Source organism: Hymenobacter sp. DG25B, assembly GCF_000801315.1.
GTDB lineage: Bacteria > Bacteroidota > Bacteroidia > Cytophagales > Hymenobacteraceae > Hymenobacter.
On record NZ_CP010054.1, the window covers coordinates 2,028,266 to 2,050,954 of the forward strand.

Consider the following 22,689-nt stretch of genomic DNA (forward strand, 5'->3'; position numbering starts at 1 on the left):
CGGAAGGTAAGCGACGCCAGGCAAATTCTAGCGCCACTCGTGGGTGCGCACGAAGGCCGCGGCCGCGTGCAGGTCGGGGTAGAGTACCCGGTCGTGGCCGTTGAAAGGTACTTTTTGGCGGAAAGCCTCTACTACCTGCTCCAGCTGCGGAGAGGTACGGGCCGGGCGGCGGAAGGCCAGCGCCTGGGCCGCATTCAGCAGCTCAATGCCCAAAACCTGCTCCGTGTTCTGAATGACGCGCAGGCCTTTGGTAGCGGCGTTGGCGCCCATGCTCACGTGGTCTTCCTGCCCGTTGCTGCTCACAATGCTGTCAATGGAAGCCGGGGTGCACAGCTGCTTGCTTTGGCTTACAATGCTGGCAGCCGTGTACTGCGGAATCATGAAACCGGAGTTGAGGCCGGGCTCGGCCACCAGGAACGGCGGCAGGCCGCGCTGCCCCGAAATCAGCTGATAGGTGCGGCGCTCCGAGATACTGCCCAGCTCGGCTACGGCAATAGCCATGAAATCAAGCGCCAAAGCCAGCGGCTGCCCGTGAAAGTTGCCGCCGGAAAGAATGGCGTCGTCCTCGGGGAAGATGTTGGGGTTGTCGGTTACGGCGTTGCACTCCGTTTCCAGCACCTGGGCCACGTACGCCAAGGCGTCGCGGGAGGCGCCGTGCACCTGGGGCTGGCACCGGAAGGAGTAGGGGTCCTGCACGGCCTTTTTTGGCTGCTGTTGCAGCTCACTGCCCGCCAGCAGCTCCCGGATGCGCGCCGCCACCGCCAGCTGCCCGACATGCGGCCGAATCTGGTGCAGGCGCACATCAAATGGCTCGGGCCGCCCATCAAACGCCTCCAAAGAAAGGGCCCCAATAACATCTGCCGCCTGCGCCAGGCGCTGGGCGCGCATCAGGCTGTGTACACCGTAGGCCAGCATAAACTGGGTGCCGTTCAGCAGGGCTAGGCCTTCTTTGGCGCCCAGGCGTACTGGTTCCCAGCTGAACAAATGCATGGCATCGGCCGCTTTCAGGCGGTAGCCCTGGTAGTTTACTTCGCCCAAACCCAGCAGCGGCAGGCACAAATGTGCCAGTGGGGCCAGGTCGCCGCTGGCACCCAGGGAGCCCTGCTGGTAGACCACCGGCAGAATGTCGCGGTTGTAAAAATCGAGCAGGCGCTGCACCGTGGCCACCTGTACGCCGCTGTGCCCGTAGCTGAGGCTTTGGGCCTTCAACAGCAGCATCAGCTTCACCAGCTCACCGGGCACTTCCTCGCCGGTGCCGCAGGCGTGCGACATCATCAGGTTCACCTGCAGTTGCTCGCGGTCGGCGGGCGGAATGCTTTTGTCGCAGAGGGCCCCAAAGCCGGTATTGATGCCATAAATGGGAGCATCGGAATGCGCCAGCCGCTCCTGCAGGTAGGTGTGGCAGCTTTCAATGCGCTGGCGGGCTTCTTCGCTGAGCACCACGCGGCGGCCGCTGGCCACCAGCTGGCCCAGCTCCTGAAGGGTGAAATGATGGGAGGGAGTAAGCGAAAAATCAGCAGACATGGGTGGGGGAGAGCAAAGAAGCGCAGAAAAGCCGGCGAGCCTGGGTGGGGAGGAAGCCCGCCGGTTTCAAAGTTGGGTAATTCAGGCGGAGTTTTCAGCGCCGGGCTAGCTACCCGCCGTCAGGAGTTGGATGACATCTTCCAGGGCGAGTTGCTGCTCCTGCCCGGTGCGCAGGTCTTTCAGCTTAAACTGCCGGGCGGCGCGCTCCTCCGAGCCCTGCAGCAGCACAAAAGGAATGCCTTTGGCATCGGCGTACTTAAACTGCTTGGCCAGCTTGGTGCTTTCCGGGTACAGCTCGCTGGGCACGTTTGCCTCGCGCAGCTGGCGCAGCACGGGCAGCATGCCGGTCATAGAATCCGCATCAAAATTGGCTACCAGGCAGCGGGTAATAGCGGCCGCGCCTTCCGGGAACAGATTTAGCTCATCCAGGCAGTCGTAGAGGCGGTCTACGCCGAAGGAGAAGCCCACCCCGGACACGCCCGGCAGGCCAAAAGAGCCCGTGAGGTTATCGTAGCGGCCGCCGCCGCTCACGCTGCCCATGTTCACGTTATTAATCTTGATTTCGAAGATGCAGCCCGTGTAGTAGCTCAGGCCGCGGGCTAGCGTGGGGTCAAATTCGACATGGTCGAACTGCGAGAAACCGAAGCCCTGGAGCATTTCCTGCACCTGCCGCAGCTCTTGCAGGCCTTTGTACTGGCCATCGGCCTCGGTGGGTACGCCGGCCTGGGCAAAGGCTGCCTGCAGGCGCTCCAGCTTTTCGCCAAAACCGCCTTCCACTGTTAGCAGCTGAAACAGAGTATCTATGGCGCCGGCCGAGAAACCGCGCTCCAACAGCTCATTGCTTACACCTTCCCGACCAATTTTGTCCAGCTTATCAATGGCAACAAACAGGTCGGTTTCGGTGCCTTCGCCGCCCAGGGCCTGGTAAAAGGCGCCCAGCACGCGCCGGTGGTTTATTTTTATGGTGTGCTCCGTAAGGCCCAGCGTGTTCAGCACCTCGCTCATCATCAGCACAATTTCTGCCTCGCAGAGCAGGGAATCAGTGCCCACCACGTCGGCATCACACTGGTAAAACTCGCGGTAGCGGCCGCGCTGGGGGCGGTCGGCGCGCCACACGGGCTGAATCTGGTAACGCTTGAAGGGGAAGGTGAGCGTGCCCCGGTTCATGACTACATAGCGCGCAAAGGGCACGGTGAGGTCGTAGCGCAGGCCTTTTTCGGCAATTTTGGGCAGGATTTTTTTGGAGCCGGCCGCCAGGTCATCGGCCGTCACGTCTTTGGCGAAGTCGCCGGAGTTCAGAATCTTAAACAGCAGCTGGTCGCCCTCGTCGCCGTATTTACCCGTGAGCACGGATAGGTTTTCCATGGTGGGCGTTTCGAGCGGAGCGTAGCCGAACTTCTCGAACACGCGCCGGATAACGCCAAAAATATAGTTGCGGCGGGCCACCACGGCCGGGCCAAAATCACGGGTGCCTTTAGGAATGCTGGGTTTCTGAACGCTCATCGTCTCGGGGCAGGATGCGAAAAATTTGCCCGCGAAGGTACTCGCTAATTGCCGCAATCTGGTAGCGCGGCCCCGGGTATTGCGGGGGCGGCCCGCCTCGCATCCAACTAAGGAGCCGGGAGGCTGCCTGCTGCGAAGGGGCACAAAAAAGCCCGGGAGTATGAATACCCAGGCGTTTGGTCTGACTCGTTTTTAAGGGGAGGCTTTAACGTATAGCGCCGTTGAAATAAATTCCGTGGGCGTCCAGCAGGTTAGCCGCCAAAGCGGGCCGCTCATGAGGTGCCAGGCCACTAAAGTACGCCAGGGCCGATTCCGGCAGGTGGCAAAGTACCAGCTCACGGCCCTGTTGGCGCAAGTGGTAATCATAAGCCAGGAGCAGGTCAATGGCTTCGGTGGGTATCTCTTTTAGCAGGCTACAGTCAACCCAAATGAGGCGCCGCCCACTCCGGCTGGCCCGGTGTAAGCCACGCGCCAGCTTATGTTCGGGAGCATCGGTGGTTTCCGGAGCTACAATAAGTAAGTAGCTATCCGGGAGTAATTCGCGCTGTACATCAAGCATAGAGCCTCTAACGTAAGAGGCATAAGAAAAGTGACAGTTAGGTTTGTGATTTCAATATGATATATGTACATATAAATTGATTAATATTTATTTCAATAATGTTTGCTATCAGTTGATTGTGGATAAATTATGGAGTGAAAATGAAGGTGATGGGAATTATAGCAGAATATAAATCATAATAAAAAAATTATATTTAATTTATGTTAAAACCAACTAATGATTTTAGATAAGTAAAGCTCTGCTGCTCGGCTCCTAAGGTGCCCGGTGCTTTGCCCGCCGCAGCTGATACAGCACTGAAAAGGCGAAGGGTGCTTTCCAGGCCGCCCGTACTCCGGCCTGGCTGAGGGTGCGGTTGGTCCAGTCGTTACAGGTATGGAAAGCATGGTAGCGGCCGCTGCCCTGAAAGAAAACATCCTGGCCGGTATAACCCGGCGCGGTGCTGCGCACGGGCGGGGCGGTAGCAGCTGCGGCAAAGGCCATCCGCAGCCGGGCGCACAACCGGCGGTATTCTGCCTCCGAAATGCGCAGACCTATCACCCGCCGGGCAGTTTGCGGCGCACCAGAATAGAAAGTGACATGGGTCAGCGTGGGGGCTGGCAGCAGGGCGCGCAGGATAATTCCCGGTCCGGGAAAGCGGCCACCGTAGGAGGCGCGGTAAAAGCCTTCGTTTCCCCAGCCAAAGCTGATATACTGGTAGTGGCCAAACTGCTGACTTAAACTGGTATCCTGCAAAGTCTGCAGCCAGTCCTGTTGGGTACGGGGCTCGCGCAGCGGTACAATAATCTCGGTATGAAAGCCATTGGATACCACATAAACCGGGATGCCCGTGGGCGTTTCCCGGAACTGGTGGTTGCGCGGTACTGCGGTGCCCGTCAGCAGATAAAGCAGGAAAGCCAGGGCCGCCGTCATATATAAACCTACTATACTTCCACCGATAACACCCAGACCCAGCCTGAAAAGCTGGAGAAAGAGAGGCCCAAACGCAGGCCGCCCGCCGTGGCATTTCGCAGAGGAAACACCAAGGCGGGCGGCAGAGTTGCCTGAGTGGCGGAGCGCCGGAAGAGAAGCTTAAGAACCCTGACGGGTCAGCACCGGAGCTTTGGCAGCTACTGCCGCGGCTTTCACGTGGGCATCTTTCCGGAACTGGCTGGCATACACGGGCTGCAGGGCTACGTTACCCATGGCAATTCGGGTAGTAATGCCATTCACCACAAAGGCGGGGTTGTGCTGGCGAAAGCCCAGTACCGTAGTGGTGACTTTGTATTTGCCGAACGGAACCTTGTCTACGGCAAAAGAGCCATCGGCATGAGTGGTAACCGTACGGATGAGGGCGTTATCCTCGGCGCGCAGAATGGCTACGGTAGCACTGGGAATAGGCTCGTTGGTCTCGGCATCCCGGATGACACCCGTCACTTTGCCATTGTAAAATGTAACGGCCGATACCTGAAGGCCGGTAAGTGCGAGGATGACGCCCAAAGAAATGCGGTTCAAAAAGGAGGTTTTCATAGCTCAGAAAGGACAAAGAATGGAAGTGCGGAATAGGGCTGAAGAGTGCCGAAGCAGCCGCGGTTCCGCTGGGCGGGCTCCGCAGCCCTGTTAGTGTCAGATGTTGCCGGTTGGCGTGGGGCAGAAGCCTTGGCTTACCTACCGAACTTTCCCAGCCCGGGGGCCGGTGCCCGGTTCCCGCCGTGACGGGTGTCAGCAGCGAGGGTGGGCTTGAAGTACAGATCAAAGATACTATTTAGTACTATGTGTTGCAAGGTACCTTTGATATTTTTTTTATGATTCTATTTTTTATCTGTTCCAGAGGGGGTGAAGTGGAGGAACAATGAAGAGAAATCCGGGAAAGGAGGGAGGGAACAGGGTTTTAGTCTGTCAGGGCCGATTGGCTTTCTACTGTACTAGATGAGCGACTTAACCGGAGGGTTGCCTGAAATCAGAAAAATATTTCTTCGAATCTTTCTGTCCAGCGGGAGGATTGGGTTCCCGGGCCTCATGAGCTGGCCACTAATGGTAAAACGCGCATCGCTGGACCTTTATTGAGAAGTAGTTGTACAAAAGTAAAGCCTGCTTGTAGGCGCGTCAACCGCATATTGATGTGATACAGGTATTTATCCATCCATACCGGCCTTCCTCTAAGTACTCATTGCCCCCAAAACAAAGCACCCCGACTGGTTAAAACCGGCCGGGGTGCTTGGTAGAGTAAATCAGCAGCAAAGCTTAGCCGCCAAAGCCGCCGCCACCGCTCTGAATTTGCTCTATCTTCTTGGGGGGCTTAGTAGCGCCTATGTACCAGGTGAAGCCCAGCCAGCCCACGCGGGTTTCGTTTTTATAGCGCGCCGTGGTTTGCAGCGTTTCCGTGTCAATCTCCGAGCGGCTTACCTGCGTGTCAAACAAATCGGATACGCGCAGCGTCAGCGCGGCGCGGTCCTGGAACAGGCGCTGGCGCACGGCCAGATCCAAGCCGCCATACGCCAGCTGCCGACCCTGTGCCGTGAGCGTGGCCGAGCGCCAGGAGCCGGTGAGCTGCACATCCAGGGTAGGACGAACGGTAAAGCTGTTGTTCAGGCGCAGGGTGCCCGCCAGGGTATTGCGCTGCTTGTCAACGGAGGCATTGCTGGCAATCTGGCTGCGGTAGATGGAGCCCGTCAGGCCCACGCGCCACCATTTGGCCAAGGGTTGGTTCCAGGTCATTTCGGCGCCCAGGTTGGTGGTGCGGCCCACGTTGCGGTAGGTTTCCGCGGTTACAATGCCAGCCTGGTTCAGGCGTGTGGCCGTGGTATCAATGCTGCGGATGCGCTGAATCACATCATCCGTGAAGCGGCCGAATAAAGTGGCTGTAATGGCTGTGCCGTTGCTTAGGTTCAGCTGCTGGCCCAGCTCTACGTTATGGCTGAACTCAGCGCGCAGCGCCGGGTTACCGAGGCGGTAGTTGCGGGCATCCTGGAAAAGCTGGAAGGGCAGCTGCTGCATAAAGTTGGGCCGATTGATGCGGCGGGCGTAGCTGAGCTGCAGGCGGTTCTGGCCGGGCTCCTTGCCCAGCTCCCGGCTGAGCGTGGCGGAGGGGAAAAAGCTGAGATAATCCAGCTTCACCTGGCCCTGGCCGCCCTGCACGGCACCCGTCAGATTGGTGTACTCGGCCCGCAGGCCACCCTGCACGTTATAGTTTTTGCCCAGGGGGCGCTGGTAAGTGACATAAGCGGCCGGCAGCACTTCCCGGAAGTCATACTGAATGGCGCGGGCCGGGTTTAGCACGAAGTCGTTGGGGCGGTCGGTGGGGGCGGTCAGCTGGTCGGCGCCGCCATCGTTCCAGGTGGTTTGCATCTTCAGACCGGTTTCCAGACGGCTTTTCTCATCAGCCAGGGGCAGCACGTAGTCCAAGGTGCCGTAGGCAATGGTAGCATTCACATCAAATTCCTGACGCTGCGAAGGCGCGTCGCTCAGGCGCTGCGTGAACGGAACATCTGCCGTAATCTTCACCCAGCCGGCATTAGAGGAAAGCTCGCGGCCCTTGTGCGCTTTCCAGGTGCGGCGGTAAGAGGCATCAGCATTCCATACCTGCACGTCCACATTTACCTGCTGCTGTCCCAGCTGATTAGGCTGCTGCTCGCTGTTGATGGCCGTGGTCAACGTTTGCTTGTTCAGGTTTCGCTCGCCTTCCATGGAGGGCGACAGGCTGAAGCTCAGGTTCTGCTCCTCATTCAGATCATACTCCACGCCCAGGCTGAGGGAGTGGTTGATGCGCCGCTCCGTACCGCTGCCTTCCTGCGTGGTACGCACTGTTTCGCCCGTGGGCAGCAAAGCCGTTTGCGTGCCCCGCGACTTATCTGTGTAGCGCTGGTCGCGGCCGTTGTAGCTGAAGTTCCAGTTGGCCGCTCCCTGCCGGCGGTTCAGGCTAAAAGTGGGCGTGTACTTCTCGCCGTTGCCCACTACCAGCCCTACCTGGCCGTTGATGCCGTTTTTGCGCTCTTTCTTGGTGATGATATTAATCACGCCCGCCCCGGAAGCATCATACTTGGCCGAGGGGTTGGTGATGATTTCAACCTGCGAAATGCGTGAGGCCGGTATCTGATCCAGCTTGGAGCCGGTGCCGCCATTGCTGGTGCCGCTGGGTTTGCCATCAATGAGAATAGTGAGGTTGGAAGAGCCGCGCAGGCTGATGGTGCCGTTGGCATCTACTGCCACCGAAGGCACGTTTTGCAGTACATTTACGGCGGTGCCGCCCACGCTGCTCAGGTCTTTTTCCACGTTGATGACGCGCTTGCCCAGATCGTTCTGCACGGTTTCCTTCTGGCCCGTTACTGTCACGCCTTTCAGCTGAGTTACGGTTGGGTTGAGCGCCAGCGTGCCCAGCTGCAGGGCCGGAGCCTCAGCGGCCAGCACAATGGTGCGCTTAATTGGCTGATAGCCGATAACCGTAGCGCGCAGCATATAGCGCCCCAGGGCAACCTTCTCCAGCACAAAGGCACCCTCTTCGGTGGTTTGCGCCCCGGTTACCAGCGTAGAATCCTGGGCCCGCAGCAGCACCACATTCACAAAAGGCAATGACTGCTTAGTAGCCTGATCCATCAGTTTGCCCGATATCGAGCCGGTATTCTGAGCGTGCAGCCCTAGCGGAAAGAGCATAAGCAGGAGCCCCAGGCACCAAAGTGCCCGGCCAGGGAGAAGTTGTGTTTTCATAAAAAAAGAAGGTGAGTGGAGGGTAGAAACAGGCAATAAGGGGCTGTCCCAGTCGGCCGCGGTACCGCTGGAGCCCCGTACAGGGGTTCTAAAACTCAGATGGAAATAGGAGCCCGGGCAGTTAGCCGGGCTGCAGCCTGCGGCCGCTGTTGTTACCCCGTGTCAGGTTTCCCGTTTGGAAACTGGTCTGCCTCAAGGCTATAGTGAAGTTGATGGAACAAATATATAATACAGTACTTTGTGACGCAAGGTACTGTATTGAAAAATTTTGCTAATTGATATGACTTTTATTTAAAATGTTGATTAGCAATAAATTGTATTTGGTATGCTGCTTGAGAATTCCGAAGAACCCAACTTATCCTACCGAGACCTACACTTAGGAAGGGAAAGAACAGACGTAGCCGGAGAACCCAAGTGACAGCCCAGGATGCACACGCCTTGCCAAGCTTAGTACAGATGCTTCCATTCGCAAAAGGGTTGTCTGAGTTCATAAAAAAAGCGGGCCTCGTTGGGAGGCCCGCTCTTTAAGCAGAGGGAAGCAGCAGCTACTTACTTGGTGCCCGGAGTTACTACCTGCCCGTTGCGGTAGGTTTTCTTCTCCTTCACTGTTTTTCCATCCGGTCCGAAATAACTCCAAATCCCGGTTTCCCGGTCGTTGCGGAAGGAGCCGGTTACTTCTAAGGTGCCATCTTCGCGCAGCTGTTTGTAAGCGCCCAAGCGCAGTCCTTTCACGTAGGTGGATTCCGCTTTCAGCTTCCCTGAGGCATAGTATTCCTGCTTCAGGCCCGTGGGGTGGCCGTTTTCATTGGTTACCCGGCTTTCCACGATACCTGTGGGGTAATAAGAAAGCTGCTCACCACTCAGGCGCCCGTTTACATAGCTGACCTGGGTTTTTACTTGTTTGGTGCCGGGGTAGAAAGTACGCCAGGTACCGGCCGGCTGCCCGTTCTTGTACTGTTGCTCCTCGCGCACTGTGCCGTCTTCCTGGTACATAGTCAGCTTTCGGTCGCGGGCCTGGTTGGCGTAATCTATTTCCTGCTCCAGCTTGCCGGAGGGGTAGAAGTTCTGGGTAATGCCGGTGAGCACCCCGTTGCGGTAGTTCATCTTGCTTTTCACCGCCCCGCTTTCGTAGTAGGCCTTGGCCGGGCCATCCAGATTGGAGGTAGGGGTGGAGAGGGCCGCGGTGTTTTTGGTCATATCATCGCCCAGCGGGTTTTTCACGGCCCGATTGGCCTGCGCGGCCGCTACGTAAGTGCCCTCGGTGCGCAGTTTACCGGAAGGGTAGTAGCTCTTATAAGAGCCCCGGCCCGTTTTGTCCGTCAGCACTTCCGTTTCTACCTGGCCATTGTCATAATAAGTTTTGTAGGAGCCGGTGAGCAGGCCCCCGCGGTAAGTAGCTTCACTTTGCAGCTGGCCGTTGGGGTGGTAGGTTTTCACCGGCCCGCTGGCTTGACCATTGACGTAGGTAATTTCCGAACGGGGCTTGCCGGAGGGGTACAGCTCCTGCACCACGCCGCTGGGCTGGCCCTTGGCGAGCGTAGTTTTCAGCTTTACCTCGCCGTTGGGGTGATAGTAGGTTAGCGTGCCGGAGGGCTGGTCGTTCTCATAAGTGCCTTCCTGTGCCAGCTGCCCGGTTTTGTAATAGGTTTTGAAAGGTCCCTGCCGCTGGCCTTGCTGGTAGGTGACCTCCAGCCGGGGCTTGCCGGTTTCAAAGAACTCCACGTAGGCACTGTCGCGCTTGCCGGCCGTGAAGCGGGTTTGTGCCTCCAGCTTGCCCGAGCGGTAAAAACGCTTGTATGGGCCTTCCATAACGGTATCGGCCCCTACGGCCGCCGAGTATACCTCCCGGATGCGCTGGCGGCTCGAGTCCTGATAGGTGATAATTCGGCGGAGCTTCTGGGCCTGCACTGCCGTGGTAGAGAGCATCAGCAGGAAAGCAAAGGCGAGTAGTTTCATAGCCGCAAGAACGGAGGAAAAAGAAAAGTATTTTCTGACGGCCGCTGGCCCGGTTAAGCCATAGCACCAGTCAGATTTCGAAGCAAAACAAAAGCCCTGCCGCAAAAATGCCGCAGGGCTTTTTAACTCTTGAGAAAGTAACACGATACGTCGTGCTATCCGTTCAGGCAGTAAAAGGCAGAGTTAGATTTTCTCCAGTACAATGCTGCTGGCGCCACCGCCGCCGTTGCAGATACCGGTTACGCCAATCTTGCCGCCTTCATTCTGCAGCACGTTCAGCAGGGTAGTCACAATGCGCGCGCCGGAAGCACCCAGCGGGTGGCCCAACGACACCGCGCCGCCGTACACATTCACCTTGGTGCCTTCCAGATTCAACAGCTTGTTGTTGGCCAGCGAAACCACCGAGAAAGCCTCATTGATTTCGTAGAAATCAACGTCTTTAGCATCCAGGCCAGCATTTTTCAGCGCTTTTGGAATAGCCAGGGAAGGCGTAGTGGTGAACCACTCCGGGGCCTGCTCCGCATCGGCGAAGCCGCGAATGATAGCCAGGGGCTTAATGCCCAGCTGCTCGGCTTTTTCACGGCTCATCAACAGCACGGCGGCCGCGCCGTCGTTCAGGGTAGAGGCGTTGGCGGCTGTTACCGAGCCTTCTTTGGTGAAAGCGGGCTTCAGGGTAGCAAACTTGGCAAAGTCGGCCTTGGTATACTCCTCGTCGTCTTCCACCACCGTGGATTTACCGCGCACGGTTACCGTTACGGGCACAATCTCATCCTTCTTTTTGCCGGCTTTGGCCGCGTTGGCGCTGCGGGTGTACGACTCCTGCGCAAAAGCATCCTGCTCCTCGCGGGTGATGTTCATTTCCTTGGCCGTGTTATCGGCCGCGTTGCCCATGGCATAGTCGTGGTAAGGGTCCCACAAACCGTCGCGCACCAGGCCGTCAATCATCTGGCCGTGACCGTACTTGGCACCAAAACGGGCTTTGTCCAGGTAATACGGCACATTCGACATGCTTTCCATGCCACCGGCCAGAATCACATCGGCCTGCCCCAGCATAATAGCCTGGGAGGCATACATAATGGCTTTGCTGCCGGAAGCACACACTTTATTCACGGTAGTGCACTCCACGGTATCGGGCAGGCCGGCTTTCTTGGCCGCCTGGCGGGCCGGAGCCTGGCCCAGGTTGGCCGAAATAACGTTGCCCATAATAACCTGCTGCACTTCTTTCGCATCAACGCCGGCTTTCTCCAGCGCGCCTTTCAGGGCAATGGCGCCCAGATCAGTAGCTGAAAGCGAAGCCAGGCTGCCGCCAAATGAGCCAATGGGCGTACGCACCGCCGCAACAATTACTACTTCTTTGATTTGCATATATAAGGATTGGGTGGGGGTGAGGGAATGCTAGCGCGGCTTCAATGAGTCGCTCCGGCGGATAAAAGTACGCTTCTGCGCCGGCTTAGCCAACGCACCCGTTGACAAGCCCCCGTGCCGGGGCATTGTTTTGCTTTTGGCCGGATGCCAATGTCCCGGCTACCAGGCCGGCTTATCAGAGGCTGGTTTAGGCGCTGTTTTGCGGGGCAGCTGCTGAATGTATTGCTGCTCGGTGGCGCGCAGCGCGTCCAGAATCTGCCGGGCCTGCGCCGGATTTAGCTGCATTTGCTGTAGCCGCGCCCGCTGGGTTTTCATCTGAGTGGCGTCATCGGAGGCGTTTTCGCCGCTGGCCCCGACACCCGTTTTGCCAGGTGCGTCAGCGGAGCTTAGCCCGCGGGTATCGCCGGGCTGCTGTCCCTGCGCCATTTGCTTTTCAGGGCCCGTGCCGGGCTTCACGCTGCCATCTGCCCCGGCCCCAGCCGGGTTGCCGGGCTGCTGCGCATTGGGCTGGCCTTGCGTGTTGGGACGAGACTGAGGCGGCTGCTTTGGGTTATCTGGCTGATTGGTATCATCCACTTCACCGCGCCGGTCCTGTCCGGGCTTTGGCTTGGGTTGCTGGCTGGGCTGTTTGTCGTCGGCCTTCTGGTCGGCGGGGGGCTTAGGTTTCGAAGCCTCCGGCTTCTCCTTATCCGCGGGGGGAATAGTGGGGTCCGGCTGGCGTTTCAGGTACCGGCTCACTAGCTCATAGTCGTAGCGGGCCGCGGTATTGCTTGGGTTGGCTACCAGCGCCAGCCGCAGCAGGCGCACGGCCTGAGCATAGTCGCCTCTTTGGGCACTCAGCACGCCCAACTGCTGATGCGCCACGCTGCGCACCTGAGAAGCCGGGCTGGATAGCAGCCGGCTGTAGTAGGCGCGGGCGGCCGGCAATTGCCCCGCCCGGGCGCTGGCATGGGCCAGATTCAGAAGAATAGCTTCTGTGGAGCGAGAATCTTTTTCCGCCGCAATTGCCCGCCGGAACTCCTGCGCGGCCCGTACAAAATCTTGGCGGGCAAAGGCCTGCGTGCCCACCCGCACGGCTTCGTTACGGTCGTGCACCCACATTAGGCTGCGCCAGCTGCCCAGGAGCACCAGCAGAAAAAGCAGAGGTGCTCTCATGGCCGAATCACTCTCACCGTTACTATCACATCCAGCATCATAAGGGCTAATGCCAGCAATAAAGGGTAGCGGTATCGGTTATCGGCTACTGAAACCGTGCGCACCTGTTCGGCCTTGCCTTCTACGCGGTTCAGCGCATTCACCAGCTGCGGAAACTCATTGCGCTGGTCGCTCAGCTCAAAGTATTGCCCTTCAGCTTGCGTAGCCAGCCGGCGGAGCACGGTGGGCTGCAGCTGAGTTACGGCATCCCGGCCTTTGGCATCCCGCACAAAGCCACCGCCCTCCCTGGGTATACGGCTGCCTTCTACCGTGCCTACGCCCACGGTAAACAGATGCACACCGGTGCGGGCAAGCTCCCTCAGCACGGGCTCCAGGTTCTCCCCAAAATCCTCGCCGTCGCTCACCAGTACCAGGGTTAGCGCGCGGGGTGGGGTGCCCTGAGTACGCGGATTTGCGGTAAAGCGCCGCAGAGCCAGCTGTAGCGCCGGGGCCAGATCCGTGCTGCCTCCGGGTACTAGGTTGGTTTGCAGAGTTGAGAGAAACAGCTGCAAAGCGCCCTGGTCGTAGGTGAGGGGGCACTGCACAAAGGCGCTGTTTGAAAATACAATGAGTCCGATACGGTCGGCCTGGAAGCGGCTGACCAGGCGGGAAAGCTCGGCGCGGGCTTTTTGCAGGCGGGTAGGGGCCACATCCGAAGCATCCATGGAGCGCGACAAATCCACCAGCAGCCAGACATCCTTGCCGGCGGTGCGCACTGCCTGTTTGGTAGTACCATAGGCAGGCCCCAGCAGCGCTATCAGTAGCAAGGCAAAGTAAGCCAGGCGCAAAGGCAGCTTCCAGGCCAGGCGCCAGCCCCGCTGCCCAAAGGGTGCGGCCAGCCGACGGGTGCGCAAAACAAATCCGGTGTAGAGCACTACCACCAACCCAATGGCCACCACCTCCGGCCATCCTAAAGGATAGGCCCAATTCATATACGTACTAAGGTAAGCTGCACCATTGCGGCAAATATAACAGCCTGATTGTGGCCGCAGAAGGAATATCTGCGGTAGATATTTTCAACCAAAGTATTGGTTTCTGTTACCTAGTCGTATATTTGTGCACTCTTTAACCGGAAGAGACTCATATCTGGAGAGATGGGTGAGTGGCTGAAACCAGTAGTTTGCTAAACTGCCGTAGCTCTAAAGGCTACCGGGGGTTCGAATCCCCCTCTCTCCGCACCATGTGTAGTTCAGGATTCTGACACCAGATTTCTGAATTTTTTTCGGGGTGTAGCGTAGCCCGGTATCGCGCCTGCTTTGGGAGCAGGAGGCCGCAGGTTCGAATCCTGCCACCCCGACCCTTCGAATAGCCGTCAGCCCACCTTTGGGGCGGGCGGCTATTTGTTTTTGACCCCGTAGCTCAGCTGGATAGAGCAGCTGCCTTCTAAGCAGCCGGTCTTTGGTTCGAATCCAAACGGGGCCACTTTATAATCAGCCACTTAGCAGGATTGCTGGGTGGCTTTTTTGTTGGTGGTGCCCACGGTGGTGCCTGCATTTAATTCCTAGTACTTCGTAGAAATGGAAAAGCAGGTGTAGTATGATGGGTGCTTAAATCCTGGTTGGCAGGTAAATGCCTTTAGTAGGAATCAGCGGGTAAACTTCTCGCGGCGGACAGTAGCGGCCAGGGCCTGCGTATCGGCATCAGCCGGATTGTAGAGCGCCATGAGGTCTTCCAGACCTTGGTCGCCATCAATATACTTTTGCAAAGCCTCCAGCACCTGGGGGCTGGGCGCCGCTCCGGCTATGGTAGCAATGGCCACTCCCCAAGTAACGTGGCTCTGCCGCTTCAGGCGAGCCTGCAGCTCCGCCGGCGGCAGATCAGGTGGAAAGGGAGTGAATTCAGGAGAAGCCATTTACTGGGGCAAAAGACAAGTCTGGCTTCTACGCAAAGTATCAGATGCGGGTTTTGCCCAGGCCCCACCATGGCCGGTCATCGGCAGATGCGTCATCGGCGTTTCGTATCTGGCTTAGTTGGTTTTACCTCGCATCCGGGCTATAGCCGCTGAGAGCATGCGTATCCTTTAAAAACCGAGCAGCCTGCATGATTCATAGCGCTGTCCGCTACGAGCCATGCAGGCTGCTCTACTATAATTAATCTAACATATAAAACGGATAATTATAGGTAGGGATAAGGATAGTGTTATGCGCGTAAATGGCTAGTAATAAGCAGGATAAAGCCAAGGTATTCAAGTGTCGAGGGATGAATGCAGGGACATTTATGAGGCATATTCCGGCACAGGCCATCTGCAAAAACGGAGCTAAAAATGACAGGCACCAGACCCATTAGGAGAAGCATCCTCTCGGATAGCTCCAGAATATTGCAGGGATTTAAAGCAACGGTCAGGAAGACACTAAGGGCTTAGTGGGGTGGCTAGCTGACAGTCAGCAAGGCAGACTGCGAAGGAACAGCGGAGGCATGCGGCAGATAATACACCTCGTTCAGCAGCCAGGCATCACTCCCGATACGCACACGAATCAGAGAATAGGTTTTGGTAACTCCGGAAACCGAATCAGTTAATTGCAGGAGTAGGCGGCCGGTTTGTAAGGCCTGTTTAAGTTGTGAACAAGCGCTGCTTTCCGCGCTGGTGCCCGGAATTTTGCAACGACCTGTAACGGCGGCATCCACCAGGTCAGGGGCATTTGCTGCCTGCACTTGCTGCCATATACCTTTCACCGGCTTTCCCGCAGGAGTACCGGGCAAAGAGCGGGCAATTTCCCAATGAGCTACATAACGTTTGCGCGCATAAATGGCGAGGTGCAGTAAAGTGCCGGAAGCAGGGCAGGCAAACCAGGCAAAACGGAGATGGTGCATGAATAAGGTATTAGGAAAGCCCTTGGATGAAGCCCAAGGGCTTTCCTCCGGGGTACTGACACAGGCCGATCCACTTAGCAGAGATGCGCGGCGGCGTACGTCAAAATCAGAGCCAGGGGCTTAGGTTAGCGGCCACTGCTGCCCTTGCCGCCGCCATGACTGGCCATACCGCCTTTGCGGCCGGCTTCGCGGGCTTCAGATGAGTTCCATTCATGGCCCCGGCCACTTTCGTGCGAGGCGCGGCCTCCTTCACTGGCTATGCGCCGCTGTTCTTCAGGATCCATGGCGGCAAAGCCGCGGTTGCTGCTGCCTTTGCTGTTATTCTGGGCATTACCACCATTGCCGGCCATACCACCTTTGCGGCCGGCTGCGGCATGCTGCTCTGAGCTGCTGCCACGCGTATTTCCTTTTGAGTTTGGCATAATTGAAAAGCATTAAAGGAAGAATAATTTGTTCTTCCTTAACGCCTTTCCTTCCCGGTATGGTTGCTCATTGAGGCATTTTAATGCCTCAAAACAAGCAAAATACCGACTTTTACTGAGACACAGTAGCGGGTTTTAGCTCATCATCAGGATAAATACTGACCTAAGCCGCGGCTGCGGAAAATACCTTGGGCTATGGTGGAAATAGCGCCTATACAAGCGTCCGGCGCCAGCCTAAAACCTGCTTACTGCCAGCCCGGCAACCGGGCTATTCCGGCTTTTCGTGCTGAATGATGCCCTGCTCCATGGCGTACCGAATGAGCGCCGCGGTGTTCTTGACTTTCGTTTTTTCAATCAGATTTTGCCGGTGGGTTTCTATGGTGCGCCGGCTGGTAAAGAGCTTTTCGGCAATTTCATTGGTGGTCATGCCTTCGGCTATCAGTTGCAGCACTTCCCGCTCCCGAAAAGACAGGCCGCCGGGCTTTTTCTCTACTTCCGGGCTGCTGGTTTCCAGCGTAAGCACTTTGCGCAGCATGGCCAGGCCTACCTCACTGCACAGAAACTGCTTGCCGGCGGCCACGGTATGAATGGCCACAATGATTTCTCCCCGATCAGCATTTTTCAGCACGTAGCCCTGGGCGCCGGCTTCCAGCAGCTGCCCAATGCTCCGCTCATGGCTGATCATGGAGAGAATTAAGATGCGAATCTCGGGAAACTCCTCCCGCAGGCGGGTAGTGGTTTCCAGGCCATCCAGCACCGGCATGTTCATATCCAGCAGTACCACGTCGGTGGGGATATGGGGAAGCTGCGCTAAGAGCTCTTCCCCGTTGTTGGCTTCACCTACTACCTCTACCGATGGCTCCGTGCTTAAGACCGCGCGTAGCCCTTCCCGTACAATGGTGTGGTCATCAACCAAAAAAATCCTGATCATGGCAGTGGGTAAAAATAAGCGGCTTATGCTCAAGGCCAGCGGAAAAGTCGCGGTAGTATCGGCTGGAATAATCATGTACGGTATAACGGGGAGGAAGTGCGGCTAAATGGTATTAAAGGGTAGTGGTAGCTGCAAGGGGATATAAAGGACCGGCCAGCGGCACCTCAATGCAAATACTGGTGCCATGCTCCGGGGTGGAATCAATATGCAGGGTGCCATTTAGCAGTACTACCCGGTCTTGCAGCGTGCGCAGGCCAATGCCCTTGGCTTTGGTTTGCTCCGGTGTAAAGCCGCGTCCGTTATCCGTAACTTCCAGAATAACAGTATTATGCTGCAGGCGTACGTGCATCCAGGCCTCGGTAGCATCGGCGTGTTTCACAATGTTGTTGGCTAGCTCCTGCGCCATGCGGTAAATGGCCAGCTGCAGGGTGAGGTGCAGCGCCGCAGGCAGCGCGGCTACGCGGCAGTTCATGCGGAGCTGGCGAGTGCTGTAGTCGTGGCAAATGTCGCGCAGCACGGCTTCCAGTCCCAGCTCTTTCAGGGCCGTGGGGGTAAGCTGATGGGAGAGGGTGCGGGTTTGGGAAATAGCAGAAGACAGCAAATGCACGGTCTTATGCTTGAGCTCGGTGAAGCGGGCAGCCGTAAGGGGCTGCTCCAGCTGATTGAGATGCAGCTTGGTGGCATACAGCAGCTGGCCCAGGCCATTATGCAGATCTTCGGCTATGCGGCGGCGCTCAGTTTCCTGGGCCTCCAGCACCGCATTTACCAGGTGTTTCTGCTGGGCCAGCTTGCTGGCCTCGGCTTGCTTGCGGGCCGTAATATCCTCGGCGCTGGTTACCAGCAGGTCCCCAATCCGGCGGGCGGTTATCCGATACCAGCCCGGCGCTCCTTCGCCCGGATAATACTGCTCCATGTCCAGGGGCTCACCGGTTTTCATCACCCGTGTAAAGTGGTCGAAAATTCCGGTTTCTCTCACGCTGGGGTACAGCTCGGTGTAGCGCATGCCCACCAGGTTTTTATCGGGTTGCCGGTCGCGGGTGGCTTTGTTTACTACCACGTATTGATAGTCAGTCAGTGCGGAGCCTTCGTACAGGGGCTGCAGCACCGCAAACGCCATGGTAGAAACATCGAAGGCACTTTGCAGCAGCTCCTGGCTTTCGCGCAGCTGCAGCTCGGTTTGTTTGCGCTCGGTAATATCAGTGGTGGTAATTCCCACGCCGTCCTCCAGCTTTACCAGCGACAGATTATACCAGCCATTAAACTGCTCATGCCGATATTCAATATCAAACTGGGCGGGCACACCGGTTTCCGTAACCGTAACAAAGCGCTCAAACAGGCCGGTAGGCAGCACCGCCGGATGGTGCTCCAGAAGCCTTTCCCCAATCACCGGCCCAAAAGATTGCAGGCTAAGCGAGTTTAGCACCCGCCAGCGGAAATCAATAATGTGGCCCTGCGCATCGCGCACCGCCTGCAACACCTGAATCATGTTGCGCGAGCTGTCCAGAATGGCCTGCAGAAACTGTTGGTTTTGCTGAATTTCGGTTTCGGCCTGCTTTAGCTCCGTAATCTCGCGGGCAATGGCCAGTACCGTGTCTACTTTTCCGTCTACAAACTCGGGTACCAGCCGGGAGAAATAATGCTTGGTATCGGTAGCGGTAGGCACGCTGTTGTAATGTTCCTGGGGCTCTTGGCTGGCAAACGTGCGGCGTAGGCTGGCCATCCACGGCCCGGCAATGGTGCTGGGGTGCCCCATTTCCAGGTTGGTTTTTCCCAGCAGGGAGAGCAGAGATTGTCCGGACTTTTCTACCAGGGCTTTATTGGCGAATACCAGGCGCAGATTCTGGTCCCAGCGCGTAATTACGTCCGGGGTATTATTGGTGAGGGTGCGGTACTGAATTTCCTGCTGCTTGAAGGCCGTTACATCGTGGGCATATACAAGCAGGCCCCCGGCATACGGAGCCGTGGAAACCTGGAGCCAGAGCTTGCGGTGCGGAAGCTGAAACTGGCCTTCCATGCTGCCGCCCTGCGTAATGGCCTGCTGCAGGCCCTGCAGCAGCTCGGCGGGAAATTCGGCAGGTGGGTTTTGCCAGAGCTGCCGCCCCAGAAAGTCAGCCGCCGGAATCCCCCATACTTCTTCTGCCTTGGAATTGATGAGCGTAAACGCACCCGCCACATCCAAAGCAAACACTCCCCAGGGCATAGTGCTACACAGCTGCGCCATGGCATCCGGCGGGAACCCGTGGCCCGGTGCGCTTACTGTAGTTTCTGAACTAGAAGAGCTACCATCCTGCTGCATGGTCTCAGCGAAAAAGAAGAAAAAGGGGACTAAGCCTTAAAGTTCCTGTTTTCTTAGCAGGAAGGAACTCAGGCAAGCTTTCCGCCCGGAACTGCCAATTACCGCTGCCCCGAACTGGTTGCCACATTTCCTGGAAAGGCCTGGGTGTAAGCCGGTAGGGCAGGCGGCTATTCTTCGCGACTAAGGCAGGTGCTATAGCAAGGTGGGCCAGATGTATTGATAAATTACCAGCTTACGCTTGCCTGGGTGCCCGCACATTGCGGCAAAAATCCGGCCGGCCTTCTTTACATTTCTCAAAAAAGGGGGGTAGTAATCAAGCCTCAAAACCGGCTGCAGAAAATCAACTCTGGCTCATTGCTGAGAAGCAAAAAGCTTAAATGGTGGAGCACAAATACCCGGCTGTATTGCTACAGCGGTGATTTAGCTGGGGTCAGATCAGGGCCTGCTATCGGAAAGCACCATCCGCGGTCCGGTGGCTAAAAAATGGAGCCCATAGCCTCGCAGGCGCTTACCCAGGCCGTCGGGAAGTTTGGGTCTTCCGCATCGGTGGCGGGGCGGGTGCCGGGATGCAGGCCGTAAGCGGCGGGCGCCTGGGCAGGAGGCGTGGGTGTAACGCGCTGGCCCCTGGTAGCGGGTGTGGCCCAAACACCGGGCTGTGGAGAAACAGGCAATTGCTGAGGTTTCATGGCTGCCGGAATAAGGTGTCCTTTAAGATACACATTTTCCGGCTTATTATCCACTTCTTCAGGAAAAGTTAATTAGTTGAGCGGGAGCCGTTAACTATAACCAAATAGGGGAGAAGTAGCACTTCTGCCAGAAGGATGTTTTCCAATTTTCCTTCAAAAACAACCCGGAAAAGCGCAAGCACTTTACCGGGAAGGCACATCAGGTAAAACAGGATTAGCAGGGGTTATTTCTGGCAAAAACCGGATAAAATCGGTATCTTTGTTTACTAATAAATAGTGCTGAACTAAGCGCCCCACATGAGCGAAACGAAAGAGAAAAAAGGCCCCGCCGAGTACTCCGCGGATAGCATTCAAGTACTCGAAGGGCTCGAGGCCGTACGGAAACGGCCGTCCATGTACATTGGCGATACCGGCGTCAAGGGCCTGCACCATCTGGTGTGGGAAGTAGTCGATAACTCCATCGATGAAGCCCTGGCCGGCCACTGTGACCGGATTGAAGTAACCATCAACGAAAACAACTCCATTACCGTCCGCGACAACGGCCGCGGCATTCCCGTTGACTTTCACCAGAAAGAAGGCCGCTCGGCCCTGGAGGTAGTAATGACGGTGCTGCACGCCGGTGGTAAGTTCGATAAGGACTCTTACAAGGTGTCCGGCGGCTTGCACGGCGTAGGCGTGAGCTGCGTAAACGCGCTCAGCAAAGACCTGAAAGTAATTGTGCGCCGTAACGGCCACATTTACGAACAGGATTATAAAATCGGCGTGCCTCAGTACCCGGTAAAGCAAATCGGTGACACCGATGAGCATGGTACCCAGGTAGAGTTTATGCCCGATGATACCATCTTCAGCGAGAGTGTGTACAAGTACGAAACCATTGCTAACCGTTTGCGGGAGCTGTCGTACCTGAACAAAGGCATCCGCATCCTGCTGACGGACCGCCGTGAGACCAACGATGATGACACGTTCCTGCACGAAGAGTTTTACTCCGTAGGCGGCCTGAGCGAGTTTGTGCAGTACCTCGACAACAGCCGCAACGTGCTGATGCCGGCACCCATTCACGTGATAAGCGAGAAAGGCGGTACGCCCGTAGAAGTAGCCCTGGAGTACAACGACTCCTACCAAGAGCACATCTTCAGCTACGTAAACAACATCAACACCATTGAAGGTGGTACGCACGTAGCCGGTTTCCGCTCGGCCCTTACCCGTACGCTGAAAGCCTACGCCGATAAATCCGGTTTGCTGGAAAAGGCCAAGGTAGAGGTACAGGGTGATGACTTCCGTGAAGGCCTCACCGCCGTTATTTCGGTGAAGGTGCAGGAGCCCCAGTTCGAAGGCCAGACCAAAACCAAGCTGGGCAACTCCGATGTGAGCGGCGCCGTGAACCAGGCCGTGGGCGAAATCCTGAACCAGTATCTGGAGGAAAACCCCAAAGAGGCCCGCATTATTGTGGAGAAGGTAATTCTGGCTGCTAAGGCCCGTGTTGCCGCCCGCAAAGCCCGCGAGATGGTGCAGCGTAAATCAGTGCTGGGCTCTACCAGTCTGCCCGGTAAGCTGGCCGACTGCTCGGAATCCGACCCCGCTATCTGCGAGCTGTATCTGGTAGAAGGTGACTCCGCCGGTGGCACTGCCAAGCAGGGCCGTAACCGCGCTTTCCAAGCCATTTTGCCGCTGCGGGGTAAAATCCTGAACGTGGAAAAAGCCCAGGAGCACCGCATCTACGAAAACGAGGAAATCCGGAACATGATTACGGCCCTCGGTGTGAGCTTCGAAAAGAAGACCGATGAGGATGATGGTAGCAGCGTACGTAGCCTAAACCTGGACAAGCTGCGCTACCACAAAATCGTCATCATGACCGACGCCGACATCGACGGCTCGCACATCCGGACGCTGATTCTGACGTTCTTCTTCCGCTACATGCGGGAGCTGATTGATAATGGCTACATCTACATTGCCCTACCGCCCCTGTACCTGGTAAAGCGGGGCAAAGAGGAGCGCTACTGCTGGACGGAAGAGGAGCGTGTCGCTGCTCAGGAAGAGCTGGGCCGCGGCAAGCCCGAAACGGTGAACGTGCAGCGCTACAAAGGCTTGGGTGAGATGAACGCCGAGCAGCTCTGGACAACGACCATGCAGCCCGAAACCCGCTCGTTGAAGCGTGTGGACGTGGAGTCTGGCGTGGAAGCTGACCACCTGTTCTCCATGCTGATGGGCGACGAAGTGCCGCCCCGCCGCGAGTTCATCGAGAAAAACGCCAAATACGCCAAGCTGGATGTATAAGCGGCTTTCCATCCTGTATTGGATCTAACAAAAAAAGCTCGCCCCGGCGAGCTTTTTTTGTCGGTATGCCGAGGACTTTTTTATTATGACTTCAGCGAGACAACTCATTTCTTCCGGTGCTCCGTGGGAGGCCATAGTAGGCTACTCCCGGGCCGTGCGCGTGGGTAACGTGGTAGAAGTATCGGGCACCACGGCGCAGGATGACGACTCCGTGGCAGGCGGCGACGCTTACCGGCAAACCGTGCGTATACTCGAAAAAATTGCGGCGGCACTAACCCAGGCCGGCGCTACGTTGCAGGATGTAGTGCGCACCCGAATCTACGTCACGGATATTTCCGAGTGGGAAGCCGTGGGGCGGGCCCACGCCGAGGTTTTTGGTCAGATCCGTCCAGCTACCAGCATGGTGGAGGTACGTGCCCTGATTGATTCCCGCTTGTTGGTCGAAATAGAGGTCACCGCTATTATTTCCTGACCTGAATATGCGCCGG

18 protein-coding genes and 3 tRNA genes are annotated in these 22,689 nt (G+C 57.1%); 5 read left to right on the forward strand and 16 right to left on the reverse strand.

Annotated elements, in window-relative coordinates; all coding sequences use genetic code 11:
* Window positions 1–27: 27 nt before the first annotated feature.
* The 10 genes from hutH to PK28_RS08665 form a co-directional block, all read right to left on the reverse strand.
* Window positions 28–1,524, reverse strand: coding sequence for a histidine ammonia-lyase (gene hutH / locus PK28_RS08620; RefSeq protein WP_044513384.1), 1,497 nt, complete (start codon window positions 1,522–1,524; stop codon window positions 28–30).
* A gap of 105 nt (window positions 1,525–1,629) precedes the next feature.
* Complete coding sequence (gene hisS, locus PK28_RS08625; protein ID WP_044513385.1) at window positions 1,630–3,027, reverse strand: histidine--tRNA ligase; 1,398 nt, start codon at window positions 3,025–3,027, stop codon at window positions 1,630–1,632.
* A 205-nt stretch (window positions 3,028–3,232) separates the two neighbouring features.
* Window positions 3,233–3,586, reverse strand: coding sequence for a hypothetical protein (locus PK28_RS08630; protein ID WP_044513386.1), 354 nt, complete (start codon window positions 3,584–3,586; stop codon window positions 3,233–3,235).
* 252 nt (window positions 3,587–3,838) lie between these two features.
* Complete coding sequence (locus PK28_RS08635) at window positions 3,839–4,495, reverse strand: DUF2459 domain-containing protein (protein ID WP_044513387.1); 657 nt, start codon at window positions 4,493–4,495, stop codon at window positions 3,839–3,841.
* A gap of 159 nt (window positions 4,496–4,654) precedes the next feature.
* Complete coding sequence (locus tag PK28_RS08640; RefSeq protein ID WP_044513388.1) at window positions 4,655–5,092, reverse strand: carboxypeptidase-like regulatory domain-containing protein; 438 nt, start codon at window positions 5,090–5,092, stop codon at window positions 4,655–4,657.
* 714 nt (window positions 5,093–5,806) lie between these two features.
* Window positions 5,807–8,266 carry a TonB-dependent receptor gene (locus PK28_RS08645; protein WP_082017031.1) on the reverse strand — a complete coding sequence of 820 codons (2,460 nt, stop codon included), beginning with the start codon at window positions 8,264–8,266 and terminating at the stop codon, window positions 5,807–5,809.
* A gap of 549 nt (window positions 8,267–8,815) precedes the next feature.
* Window positions 8,816–10,222, reverse strand: coding sequence for a toxin-antitoxin system YwqK family antitoxin (locus PK28_RS08650; RefSeq protein WP_044513390.1), 1,407 nt, complete (start codon window positions 10,220–10,222; stop codon window positions 8,816–8,818).
* 183 nt (window positions 10,223–10,405) lie between these two features.
* A complete protein-coding gene (locus tag PK28_RS08655; protein WP_316931928.1) occupies window positions 10,406–11,587 on the reverse strand; it encodes an acetyl-CoA C-acyltransferase in 1,182 nt (393 codons plus the stop codon).
* A 159-nt stretch (window positions 11,588–11,746) separates the two neighbouring features.
* Window positions 11,747–12,742, reverse strand: coding sequence for a tetratricopeptide repeat protein (locus PK28_RS08660; protein WP_044513391.1), 996 nt, complete (start codon window positions 12,740–12,742; stop codon window positions 11,747–11,749).
* The gene (locus PK28_RS08665; RefSeq protein ID WP_044513392.1) at window positions 12,739–13,713 is read right to left on the reverse strand and encodes a vWA domain-containing protein; all 975 of its coding nucleotides are present in this window, start codon (window positions 13,711–13,713) and stop codon (window positions 12,739–12,741) included. Before PK28_RS08665 ends, PK28_RS08660 begins: the two co-directional genes overlap by 4 nt.
* Before the next feature lie 156 nt (window positions 13,714–13,869).
* Between PK28_RS08665 and PK28_RS08670 the strand changes: the two genes are divergently transcribed.
* From PK28_RS08670 to PK28_RS08680, 3 genes are all read left to right on the forward strand, one after another.
* Window positions 13,870–13,957, forward strand: a tRNA-Ser gene (locus tag PK28_RS08670).
* Window positions 13,958–14,004: 47 nt separating this feature from the next.
* Window positions 14,005–14,078: transfer RNA gene (locus PK28_RS08675), tRNA-Pro, on the forward strand.
* A gap of 51 nt (window positions 14,079–14,129) precedes the next feature.
* A tRNA-Arg gene (locus tag PK28_RS08680) sits at window positions 14,130–14,203 on the forward strand.
* 163 nt (window positions 14,204–14,366) lie between these two features.
* On the opposite strand, the gene PK28_RS08685 is transcribed toward PK28_RS08680, so the two are convergent.
* The 6 genes from PK28_RS08685 to PK28_RS20425 form a co-directional block, all read right to left on the reverse strand.
* Window positions 14,367–14,633 carry a hypothetical protein gene (locus PK28_RS08685; protein WP_044513393.1) on the reverse strand — a complete coding sequence of 89 codons (267 nt, stop codon included), beginning with the start codon at window positions 14,631–14,633 and terminating at the stop codon, window positions 14,367–14,369.
* A 518-nt stretch (window positions 14,634–15,151) separates the two neighbouring features.
* On the reverse strand, window positions 15,152–15,592 hold the full coding sequence (locus tag PK28_RS20420; protein ID WP_156126314.1) for a hypothetical protein: 441 nt from the start codon (window positions 15,590–15,592) through the stop codon (window positions 15,152–15,154).
* Window positions 15,593–15,717: 125 nt separating this feature from the next.
* Window positions 15,718–16,014 carry a KGG domain-containing protein gene (locus PK28_RS08690; protein ID WP_197070388.1) on the reverse strand — a complete coding sequence of 99 codons (297 nt, stop codon included), beginning with the start codon at window positions 16,012–16,014 and terminating at the stop codon, window positions 15,718–15,720.
* Window positions 16,015–16,282: 268 nt separating this feature from the next.
* Window positions 16,283–16,945: a response regulator gene (locus tag PK28_RS08695; RefSeq protein WP_044516649.1), complete on the reverse strand. Its 663-nt coding sequence runs from the start codon at window positions 16,943–16,945 to the stop codon at window positions 16,283–16,285.
* A 112-nt stretch (window positions 16,946–17,057) separates the two neighbouring features.
* A complete protein-coding gene (locus PK28_RS08700; RefSeq protein ID WP_044513395.1) occupies window positions 17,058–19,145 on the reverse strand; it encodes a PAS domain-containing sensor histidine kinase in 2,088 nt (695 codons plus the stop codon).
* A 572-nt stretch (window positions 19,146–19,717) separates the two neighbouring features.
* Window positions 19,718–19,927, reverse strand: a complete 210-nt coding sequence (locus PK28_RS20425; RefSeq protein ID WP_156126315.1) for a hypothetical protein — start codon at window positions 19,925–19,927, stop codon at window positions 19,718–19,720.
* 297 nt (window positions 19,928–20,224) lie between these two features.
* On the opposite strand from PK28_RS20425, the gene gyrB reads away from it, so the two are divergent.
* Together gyrB and PK28_RS08710 are read left to right on the forward strand one after the other, a co-directional pair.
* Window positions 20,225–22,201 carry a DNA topoisomerase (ATP-hydrolyzing) subunit B gene (gyrB, locus tag PK28_RS08705; RefSeq protein WP_044513396.1) on the forward strand — a complete coding sequence of 659 codons (1,977 nt, stop codon included), beginning with the start codon at window positions 20,225–20,227 and terminating at the stop codon, window positions 22,199–22,201.
* 85 nt (window positions 22,202–22,286) lie between these two features.
* Complete coding sequence (locus tag PK28_RS08710; RefSeq protein ID WP_044513397.1) at window positions 22,287–22,673, forward strand: RidA family protein; 387 nt, start codon at window positions 22,287–22,289, stop codon at window positions 22,671–22,673.
* Window positions 22,674–22,689 lie beyond the last annotated feature (16 nt).

Coding starts and splice junctions, on each gene's coding strand:
- PK28_RS08710 (WP_044513397.1), top strand. CDS start 22,287: ATGACTTCAGCGAGACAACTCATTTCTTCCGGTGCTCCGTGGGAGGCC.
- PK28_RS08690 (WP_197070388.1), bottom strand. CDS start 16,014: ATGCCAAACTCAAAAGGAAATACGCGTGGCAGCAGCTCAGAGCAGCAT.
- hisS (WP_044513385.1), bottom strand. CDS start 3,027: ATGAGCGTTCAGAAACCCAGCATTCCTAAAGGCACCCGTGATTTTGGC.
- PK28_RS20420 (WP_156126314.1), bottom strand. CDS start 15,592: ATGCACCATCTCCGTTTTGCCTGGTTTGCCTGCCCTGCTTCCGGCACT.
- hutH (WP_044513384.1), bottom strand. CDS start 1,524: ATGTCTGCTGATTTTTCGCTTACTCCCTCCCATCATTTCACCCTTCAG.
- PK28_RS08635 (WP_044513387.1), bottom strand. CDS start 4,495: ATGACGGCGGCCCTGGCTTTCCTGCTTTATCTGCTGACGGGCACCGCA.
- PK28_RS08685 (WP_044513393.1), bottom strand. CDS start 14,633: ATGGCTTCTCCTGAATTCACTCCCTTTCCACCTGATCTGCCGCCGGCG.
- PK28_RS08655 (WP_316931928.1), bottom strand. CDS start 11,587: ATGCAAATCAAAGAAGTAGTAATTGTTGCGGCGGTGCGTACGCCCATT.
- PK28_RS08660 (WP_044513391.1), bottom strand. CDS start 12,742: ATGAGAGCACCTCTGCTTTTTCTGCTGGTGCTCCTGGGCAGCTGGCGC.
- PK28_RS20425 (WP_156126315.1), bottom strand. CDS start 19,927: ATGAAACCTCAGCAATTGCCTGTTTCTCCACAGCCCGGTGTTTGGGCC.
- PK28_RS08650 (WP_044513390.1), bottom strand. CDS start 10,222: ATGAAACTACTCGCCTTTGCTTTCCTGCTGATGCTCTCTACCACGGCA.
- PK28_RS08630 (WP_044513386.1), bottom strand. CDS start 3,586: ATGCTTGATGTACAGCGCGAATTACTCCCGGATAGCTACTTACTTATT.
- PK28_RS08640 (WP_044513388.1), bottom strand. CDS start 5,092: ATGAAAACCTCCTTTTTGAACCGCATTTCTTTGGGCGTCATCCTCGCA.
- PK28_RS08645 (WP_082017031.1), bottom strand. CDS start 8,266: ATGAAAACACAACTTCTCCCTGGCCGGGCACTTTGGTGCCTGGGGCTC.
- PK28_RS08695 (WP_044516649.1), bottom strand. CDS start 16,945: ATGATCAGGATTTTTTTGGTTGATGACCACACCATTGTACGGGAAGGG.
- PK28_RS08700 (WP_044513395.1), bottom strand. CDS start 19,145: ATGCCCTGGGGAGTGTTTGCTTTGGATGTGGCGGGTGCGTTTACGCTC.
- PK28_RS08665 (WP_044513392.1), bottom strand. CDS start 13,713: ATGAATTGGGCCTATCCTTTAGGATGGCCGGAGGTGGTGGCCATTGGG.
- gyrB (WP_044513396.1), top strand. CDS start 20,225: ATGAGCGAAACGAAAGAGAAAAAAGGCCCCGCCGAGTACTCCGCGGAT.